Raw genomic sequence first — 7,253 nt, forward strand, 5'->3', positions numbered from 1 at the left:
GGATATGAAAAAATCACCCAATTTGGTTTTTATAACATTTGTACTATGTGGAATACTGATTGGCTGTAGTTTCGTCGATGGTGGTCGTTCATCTGAGGGCTGTAGCGGGGGCTATCCTGAACAAAGCAGGTCTGCCTATATTTTGCCTTATCCTGTAGGGCTTAGCTTTGTTGTTGGGCAAGGTAACTGTACTGATGGCTCCCATAGTCAAGACCAGAAGTATGCCTATGACTTTGACATGCCTATTGGTACAGAAATAATCGCATCAAGGGCGGGAGTCGTACTGGCTGTTGAAGAACGTTTTGCCGATGGTAACCGAACGTCAGGTCAAGAAAATTTTGTTCTTGTTCAGCATCGCGATGCTACAGTTGCAGGCTACTTTCACCTAACACAAAATGGTGTGTTGGTCGAAGTGGGTCGTGGTGTTTCTCAAGGAGAGATTATTGGTTCAAGTGGAGACACAGGAGACAGCACAGAACCCCATCTTCATTTTGAAGTGCTTGAATGCCAGGATTGTGACTCACTGCCAATCACTTTTCGTAATACCAGAGTGCATACGAATGGTCTGGTTGAGCAAGGGAGCTATGAGGCTCAGGTATTCTAAATCTCTTGCCTTATGTTGATTCTAAGTTTTATAGAAAAGGCGTGGGGCATGGGTGATTAGTCCGCAAAGTATCGCGAAAATATCATACTCCTAGGCCGTGTAGGCTTTGCTCAAACCTAGCTCTGCTAATCCTTTTCGATAGGCGATGGAGGTTTTATCTGCCGGAATGTGATATTCGGTGCGCAAATCCAGGGGTAAATCTTCTGGATACTGGGCTTCTACCACTTCTTGATCTTCAGAAAAAATCTGTCGATTAAATTCATAAACCGGTTCTAAGGGCTGGTCTTGGTCAAAATTACGGCACAGTGGGGAAAATAATCGAGTTTTGCGCGCCGATATGGGGGACGGTGCGTTCAAGATGCAAAGACGACCGCCTTCGGGAAAATGCACCCGTAAAATGGCCGCAAAGGGCAGAAAGACATCAAAGACGCGCAGCCATTGAAAATCTGCTGGGGCTCGATGTTGTAATTCCTTCGGAAAGTTACTGACATTACTCGTATATTCGGCGCGCAGCCCCTGGGCTGTCGGTGTGACTGTATAGGGGGGCACGACCGGGTTATCACGATCGGCAAAGGCTTCGTGGTGAACCCAGGCAAAGTGGGCCACGTCGAGAAAGCCTTCCATCTGACGACCGACGGCGGCGTTGATATCAATACTCTCAGGCAAAATCGGCTGATAGTTAGGGCTATCCCATTCCGGCAGGTGGGGTAAATTCGCATCGCTACCATCCCCGGTGAGCTTAGTCCACACCAGGCCAAAGGCTTCGCGTACCGGGTAGGTTTTGAGACACAGCCGTCGGGAAATGCTGGCCTGGGGATTGGCGGGGATCAGGGTGCAGGCGCCGCTGGCATCGTAGTGAAAGCCGTGATACTTGCAGATCAGCTGGTCGTTTTTAAGATGCCCCATGCTCATGGGCACACCGCGATGGAGACAGATATCGTTGGCGACGGAAACGCCTTGGCTGGTGCGCCAGAGGACCAAGCGCTGGTCGAGTAAGGTGGCTGCAACCGGGCTATCGGTGACTTGGTGACTAAAGGCAATGGGAAACCAGAAGGGTGCGATCGCATCCCAGTCCCCCTTCGAAAACGTACAGCCCCGTGGATAACGTTCCACCGATTGGTTTGCCCCAGTTGCCACCATAGCTACCTCAATCCGCTAAAATTCTATATATAAAGAATCCTTTGAAATACCATAGTGGCTGACTAGTAACGTCTTGAGTGTTACCGTTTTAACGGTTTTCCGACCATTCCATAGATTTATCTATACCGCCCCTAGCCTTTATTTAGAAGGCCTGTTCTAATCTGTAGACGGCAACCTGCACTACAATCCCTTTAGCCTTTCTATTACATTCATAAGGGAACTAAATCGTTACCCCCTGGTTACATTTCTTAAAATAAGTACATAATAGGTCTGACCACATACGTTTGGTTTCGGCTGTCGCGGATCGAAATCGCTTACTGATCAGGAATGACATCCTTCGTGCTAGGCAACTTACCATTTCCAGGGCAGAGCGGTGACCAAGTCGTTAGCAAAGCGGTGACCACTGCTATTGCCGCACTGTTTAAGCGTACGGGCAAGCTAGATGCAACCGTGCGAGCTGAACCCGTAGCTAAGCTGTTACAGGGTAGTGTGGACGGCTTTGACTTTATGGGCACCAGCATGCTCATGTACAACGGTCTCCGGATTCAGTCCATGGAGCTGTATCTACAGGCCATATCCCTTGATTTTGGCGCTATTTTTAAAGGGCAGATCAATCTACGTCAGCCCACCCAGGCATCTATGCGAGTGGTCCTGACTGAGGAAGACTTGACCAAATCGTTCAATACCGATTTTGTGGTCGATAAGCTAGAGCAGCTGGAAATCGACGGCAAAAAGCTTCACTTTCAAGACACTATATTTACCCTAGGTCAGGACAAAACCTGCCAGATAAAAACCAAGGTTAAGGCTGGCGATTGGGCTCCCACACTGGATGTCGAATTAACCGCTCGTTTAGAGGTCCAAGACCGGCGCAAAATCCAGTTTGTAGACGTTACCTACAGCGGTGATGACAACGCTACCGAACTCGGCAAAGCTATTGTTGACCACGTAAATTCTCTACTGGACTTAGATCAATTTGCTCTGCAAGGCACTCAACTACGAGTGGATCGCTTGCGCCTCCGAGATCAGGAGCTAGTGTTTTACGGCACCGCTAACATCAAGCAGTTTCCAAAAAGAAAGAAGTAGAAAAATTCTATACGGGTGCTTTTGACTACCCCCTATGGAGCCAATTTTGCTTTTTGCTCTTTGTAAAGCTCTTTGAAGAGGGCCTGTTGTTTCTTATGATCGACTATAGGCGCACTATAGCCAGTTCCTTCTAAATCTAGAGGGGAGAGTTTTCCAGTGATCAGTGTACCTGTGTCCACATGACGAATCTCGGGCACCCATTGGCGAATATATTCGGCATCAGCATCAAACTTTTTGGCCTGACTCGCCGGGTTGAAAATTCTTAAGGGTTTAGGATCCATACCGCTGGAGGCACTCCATTGCCAGCCACCGTTGTTGGCACTGAGATCGCCATCAATCAGTTTTTGCATAAAATACTTCTCACCCCAGCGCCAGTCGATAATTAAATCCTTAGTCAGGAAGCTAGCCACAATCATTCGACAGCGATTGTGCATCCATCCCGTTTCATTGAGCTGTCGCATGGCCGCATCGACGATGGGATATCCCGTGCGGCCCTCACACCAGGCGGCAAACTTTTCTTCATCGTTGTCCCAGGGAAAATCTTTCCAGGCGGCACGATAGGGACCATCAGCCAGCTCTGGAAAAAAGTACATCACATGCTGGTAAAACTCTCGCCAGGCCAGCTCCTGCATCCAGGTTTTGATATTATTGCGAGTCTCATCACTGCGGCAGCGACCATAGGCGGCATCGGCGGCAGTCCACACAGTACGAATACCGATAGCGCCAAACTTAAGGGCGGCGCTGAGCATAGAGGTACCGGCCACAGACGGAATATTTCGCTGCTCGTCGTATTCGGCAATCGCCCGATCTTCTCGACAAAACTCGGTCAGCAACTCTTGAGCAGCCGTTTCCCCAGGATTTACTAGCAGGGGGTGATCCCACTCAAAGCCTAACGCTTTGGTCGAGGGGAGTTCAATAACGCCAGCATCATCGGCCTGAGAATTTTCGGTAGGACTGAGTCCAGTCAGGTTAGCCAATGTATCAACGGGTTCCGCCTTGGTCTGCTGATACCAGTTTCGCCAGAACGGACCATAGACGCTGTAGGGGGTATCCGAACCTGTCAGGACATCCCCGGGAGCATGGAGTAACTGGTCCCATGTTTTAGTGCGCATTTCAATCCCTCTCTCTCGGAGGGCCTCTGCCACGGCAGTATCGCGCTGTCGAGAATAGGGTTCTACATCCCGGTTCCAATACACCGCAGTGGCACTCAACGCAGCCGCAATTTTGGGTATTGCCTGGATGGGGTTGCCCTTGAGAATTAATAGCTCGCTACCGGCCTGTTTGTAACGCTCTTGTAGCTCGGTCAGGCAGCCAATCATATAGGTTACCCGAGCGGGGGCCACATCCCCTGCCTCTAGAATAGCCGGGTCTAAGCAGAAAACCCCCAACACTTTAGGGCTACGTTCCCGAGCGGCGGCAAGGCCCAGATTATCGCTAATGCGTAGATCGCGGCGGTGCCAAAACAGGATGAGATCAGCCATAGAATTTTGAGTCGGGAGGAGTCGGGAAATCTAGTATATCCGTATTCTTGGGCGGTATTCTACACCTGCTGCGATTGGTCGCCCACGCGCTGGCTCAGTATTCTATAAAGGCGCACAGAAGGTATCTAAAAAGGAGTTAACGGTTTTGAGTACGTCTGGACCACCCATCGCTAAAAAACAGCCAAAATCCCTGGAGACCCATGGGGATGTTCGCGTTGATAATTATTATTGGCTGTGCGATCGCAACTCCCCCGACACTCTGGACTACCTCAACGCCGAAAATGACTACGCCGAAGCCCAGACCGCCCACACCAAAGATTTTAAAAAAGCGCTGTATGACGAAATGCTGGGCCGTATTCAGGAAACAGATCTGTCGGTGCCCACAAAAGACGGCGATTACTTTTACTACAGCCGCACTGAAGAAGGTAAAGCCTATCGTATTTTGTGCCGAAAACAGGGCAGTCTAGACGCTCCCGAAGAGATTTTGCTCGATGAGAACAAACTGGCAGAGGGGCATGAGTTTTTTGCCTTAGGAGACTATGAAATCAGTCTCAACCATCAGCTGCTGGCCTACGCCATTGACACTGATGGTTCAGAACGCTGCACCTTAATCTTTAAAGATCTCGCCACAGGCAAGCTGTTTCCAGAAGAGATTGAAGATATTAGCGAAGTGATCTGGGCCAACGACAACCGCACCACCTTTTACACCCGGTTAGATGAGGCCCACCGCCCTTACCAGGTGTGGAAACATCGTCTGGGAGACGACCCGGCTCAAGACCAGCTGATATATGAAGAGACTGACGAAGCCTTTTATGTCTCCTTAGGCGGCACTCGCAGCGACGCCTATTTACTGATTTCTATCAACAGCAAAGTCACCACAGAAATCCGTATTCTGGATGCCAACAATCCAGATGGACCGTTTGAGATTTTCTGTCCCCGCCAGTACGGTGTGGAATATTCTATCTCTCACCATCCGGGTAACGACAACGATCCTGACCGGTTTTATATTGTCACTAATGAAGACGCCATCAATTCTAAGCTGATGGTGACACCGGTTAAGTCTTTCGCCAAAGAGAACTGGCAGACCGTCATTCCCCATCGCACCGATGTGCAGCTAACGGGAGTGAGCGTATTTCTTGATCACTTAGTGATTTTCGAACGCCAAGGCGGACTGCCCACCATTCGTCTCCAAAAACTCTCCACGGGAGAGGAAACTGCCCTAGCGTTTCCAGAATCTACCTACTCGGTCTGGTCCGGGGCGATGCCAGAGTTTGACAACAAAACTCTGCGGTTTACCTACACGTCGTTGATTACCCCATCGTCGGTGTTTGACTATGACATGGATACCCACGAGCGCGAGCTAAAAAAAGAAACCCCGGTACTAGGGGGATACGATCGCACCCAGTATAAGAGCGAGTGGCTGATGGCTACCGCTGCCGATGGGACGCAAGTTCCCATTTCGCTGGTGTACAAAAAAGATATTCAGCCCGACGCCCAAAATCCGCTTTTGCTCTACGGCTATGGCTCCTATGGTGCCAGCATGTCCGCTTACTTTTCCTCTAGTCGACTATCGCTGTTAGATCGCGGTGTAGTATTTGCCATTGCCCATATTCGGGGCGGCGGCGAGATGGGGCGTCCCTGGTATGAAGATGGTAAGTTTCTCTATAAAAAGAATACGTTTACGGACTTTATTGCCTGTTCCGAGTATCTAATCGAGCACCAATGGACCTGCCCAGATCGGCTGGCCATTATGGGGGGGAGTGCTGGCGGACTGCTGATGGGGGCTGTATTGAATATGCGGCCTGAGCTGTTTAGAGTTGCGATCGCAGCCGTTCCCTTTGTCGATGTGGTCACCACTATCTTGGACCCTGGCCTGCCCCTATCGGTAATGGAATGGGACGAATGGGGCAACCCCAACGAAAAAGAGTACTACGACTACATGAAGTCCTACTCCCCCTACGACAACGTCACCACCCAGGCCTACCCCGACCTGTTAGTGACCGGCGGCCTCAACGACCCACGCGTCTCCTACTGGGAACCCGCCAAGTGGACCGCTAAGCTGCGGGACCTCAAAACCGACCAGAATCGCCTGCTGCTCAAAACCAACATGGACGCAGGCCACGGCGGCGCCTCCGGTCGCTACGGCTGGCTCGAAGAAACCGCCTTTGAATACGCCTTTATGCTCGACAGTCTGGGCTTAGCATCGACCGCTCCCTAGGCAATCATGGCTAGGGAATAAAGATTCAATAAGGCTCTATTTTTTGGCGTACAGGCGTTCCATGGAACGCCTCTGCGGCCACAAACTTTGGAGCCTGTAAAATCCCTACCCCTTATATCAACTATTAAGCAAAGCTTAAATCACACTTTAAGCTTTGCTAACTTAGCGTTAATGCACGCCAATAATATATAAACTGTAGCTAATTACACAGTTTTGATGTTTTCAGCAGAAAGTTTAGCCAAGGATCATCATTGCTAAGGTTTTCTGTCATGGCATCTACACATTTGGAGAAATCGACATGAAACTATCCTTTCTTGGCGCCAACTACGAAGCGCACTTCGAAGATGTTCAAGTCACTGACACTGAGAAGATCGGCACCTATCGCGGTGCCCCCCTAAAGCGCAAAGCCTTTAAGATTGCTGAGCACCCCCATCAGCGTGTACAGCTCACCTATCGCGGCGTGAAGTATAACCAAGATGTCTAAACAGCATTGTCCAACAAGGGCCTAATGAGCATGTCCTTGAGTTAGTTATCGATAAGTCCTCAGATTGTGAGTTCTTATCTCAATACTCCGGACAGAATTAGGAGACTAGAACCCCGTAGTCACAAAGACTTGGAAAGTTGGGATGTGATTTAATCAAAGTCTCGTCTAAGTCTAAGTTTCGAATAAACCTGTCAATCAGATGCTGATTGAGTTTGCGACGTTTGTAGGAGGCCATGGAAAAGA

At 49.7% G+C, this 7,253-nt stretch carries 6 protein-coding genes; 4 read left to right on the forward strand and 2 right to left on the reverse strand.

The window, feature by feature from the left end; translation table 11 throughout:
* Window positions 1-604, forward strand: a 604-nt coding sequence (locus IQ260_RS24510; protein ID WP_193995701.1) for a M23 family metallopeptidase, incomplete at its 5' end; no start/stop codon positions are given.
* A gap of 90 nt (window positions 605-694) precedes the next feature.
* On the opposite strand, the gene IQ260_RS24515 is transcribed toward IQ260_RS24510, so the two are convergent.
* A complete protein-coding gene (locus IQ260_RS24515) occupies window positions 695-1,744 on the reverse strand; it encodes an aromatic ring-hydroxylating oxygenase subunit alpha (RefSeq protein ID WP_193995702.1) in 1,050 nt (349 codons plus the stop codon).
* 327 nt (window positions 1,745-2,071) lie between these two features.
* Between IQ260_RS24515 and IQ260_RS24520 the strand changes: the two genes are divergently transcribed.
* Entirely contained in the window at window positions 2,072-2,827 is a 756-nt protein-coding gene (locus IQ260_RS24520; RefSeq protein WP_193995703.1) for an LmeA family phospholipid-binding protein, read from the forward strand.
* Window positions 2,828-2,859: 32 nt separating this feature from the next.
* Here the strand turns inward: IQ260_RS24520 and IQ260_RS24525 are convergent, their stop codons facing one another.
* Window positions 2,860-4,308, reverse strand: coding sequence for an FAD-binding domain-containing protein (locus tag IQ260_RS24525; RefSeq protein ID WP_193995704.1), 1,449 nt, complete (start codon window positions 4,306-4,308; stop codon window positions 2,860-2,862).
* A 145-nt stretch (window positions 4,309-4,453) separates the two neighbouring features.
* Between IQ260_RS24525 and IQ260_RS24530 the strand changes: the two genes are divergently transcribed.
* Both IQ260_RS24530 and IQ260_RS24535 read left to right on the forward strand, forming a co-directional pair.
* Window positions 4,454-6,526 carry a S9 family peptidase gene (locus tag IQ260_RS24530; protein WP_193995705.1) on the forward strand — a complete coding sequence of 691 codons (2,073 nt, stop codon included), beginning with the start codon at window positions 4,454-4,456 and terminating at the stop codon, window positions 6,524-6,526.
* Window positions 6,527-6,824: 298 nt separating this feature from the next.
* Window positions 6,825-7,010 carry a DUF4278 domain-containing protein gene (locus tag IQ260_RS24535; RefSeq protein WP_193995706.1) on the forward strand — a complete coding sequence of 62 codons (186 nt, stop codon included), beginning with the start codon at window positions 6,825-6,827 and terminating at the stop codon, window positions 7,008-7,010.
* The last annotated feature ends 243 nt before the right edge of the window (window positions 7,011-7,253 follow it).

This window comes from Leptolyngbya cf. ectocarpi LEGE 11479 (genome assembly GCF_015207065.1).
GTDB classification, from domain to species: domain Bacteria; phylum Cyanobacteriota; class Cyanobacteriia; order Phormidesmidales; family Phormidesmidaceae; genus Leptothoe; species Leptothoe ectocarpi.